This is a genomic window from Streptococcus sp. GMD6S (genome assembly GCF_000297015.1).
On sequence record NZ_AJRH01000129.1, the window covers coordinates 1 to 1,571 of the forward strand.

Annotated in this window: 1 protein-coding gene and 1 pseudogene; one reads left to right on the top strand and one right to left on the bottom strand. The window is 37.7% G+C overall.

Annotation, left to right across the window (positions count from 1 at the left end; genetic code table 11):
• Positions 1 to 241: 241 nt before the first annotated feature.
• Entirely contained in the window at positions 242 to 1,210 is a 969-nt protein-coding gene (locus GMD6S_RS09035; RefSeq protein WP_000748116.1) for a hypothetical protein, read from the top strand.
• A gap of 91 nt (positions 1,211 to 1,301) precedes the next feature.
• Here GMD6S_RS09035 and GMD6S_RS09040 read toward each other — a convergent pair.
• Positions 1,302 to 1,571 (bottom strand): annotated as a pseudogene (locus tag GMD6S_RS09040) (M3 family metallopeptidase); the annotation flags it as partial.

Consider the following 1,571-nt stretch of genomic DNA (forward strand, 5'->3'; position numbering starts at 1 on the left):
ATTATCAATCCTCCTAAAAGTAACATTGTGAGAAATATGCGTTTTTTCATAACCCTCTCCTTGCTTATGATAATTAATAAAACAACTAATCATATTTCCCTTATAGTATATCATAAAAGGCTGATATGACTGTTTCATCTATGATGTTAAAATCCTGTCTAATTCATTTTAAAACACTGTAATCCTAAAGGTCATGATATAATAGCCAATGAATAACAAGCATTACTTGAAGGAGAAATGTATGAAAAAATCGTTCAGACTTTGTTGCCTAGCTTGTGTGACAACACTAGCCTTAGCCCTTGGTGCTTGCTCATCAAAGCCATCTACTAGTTCTACAAATAATTCAAACAATCAGGCCTCTACCTATCACAAGAAAGATGTAACTGGTCCTGCCGCTTCATTTGACTGGAATGCCAAAGTTGAACCTACCAACTATGAGAGAACCTTTGTTGAAACCAACAGTAGCAGTCAATTTAATAAAACTTTAGATCGCACGAAAGAGGCGGCTGAGAATCTTGAAAAAAAGAAAAAGGAAATTTCGGATCCTAAGGTTCAAACAGCCCTCAAATTAGTGGATGCTGTCTTTGTCAATCAAGAAAATTTTGACCTAGTTGTGAAATCAGCGAGTGCTAGCAATCAAGAAGAGTTATTTGATAAGATTTGGAACGAATATTTAGTCCCTGAGTTAACTAAAATCCGTCCGAATTTTTCAAATGATACCATCTTTGAGTATAAGGGAGAAAAATATCCTCTGAAAATTTATGCACCAATGTTTTTCAAGGTCAACACCAATGCATTAGGAAAAGCAGGTGCCTATACTCTTGAGGACTATAAGGTGGAGGGCGACATGGTTTATTTGAAATTTATATCCCCAGCTGTAGATACTTACCAATATGAAGTCAAAGCATCCTATCACACAGACAATCTCGAATTCTTTCAAGGACTGGTAGAAGAACAACAAAAGGTTCTTGAAACAGACTATGCTAAAGCTCTAAATATTCGATTTGTTTATCAATTAGCGGCGCTTGATTTTAAAGCTGACAACTACGTAGACCTAGAGGGCATGGATTATCTTGATCGTAACACCCATTACCTTGCCATAAAAGTGGATAATAATGGAGAAGCTAGCCTTGATAATGAAAATCTCGCCAACCTTTTACAAATTAGCATGAAGGCTTCAAACGAGGCCAATAAAGGAAAATTTGAATAAATCTTTAAAGCATAAAAAAATCACCTCAAACAGGTGATTTTTGTGTATTCATCTTATCGATAAACCGTCTTAAATCCGACACTGGATACCCTTACTCTCCCAACTCAGCACTGTAGGCGATAATCTGGTCAACTGTTTCAGACAGAAACTGAATCGTATCACGGAGTGGTTTGTCCGTTGAAATATCCGCTCCGATAATCATGGCTGACTCAAGCGGTGTCTTACTGCCACCTGATTTGAGGAGGTTGAGCCAGTCTTCAGCTCCAGTTTCAGAGTTTTTCAGATGGAGATAGCCAGCAGTCGAGATGACAAGACCAGCAGAGTAGGTGTAGCTATACAAGCCCATGTAATAGTGAGCTTG

Bases quoted from the DNA above. Each gene is read 5' to 3' on its own strand.
- GMD6S_RS09035 (WP_000748116.1), top strand. From the start codon at position 242: ATGAAAAAATCGTTCAGACTTTGTTGCCTAGCTTGTGTGACAACACTA.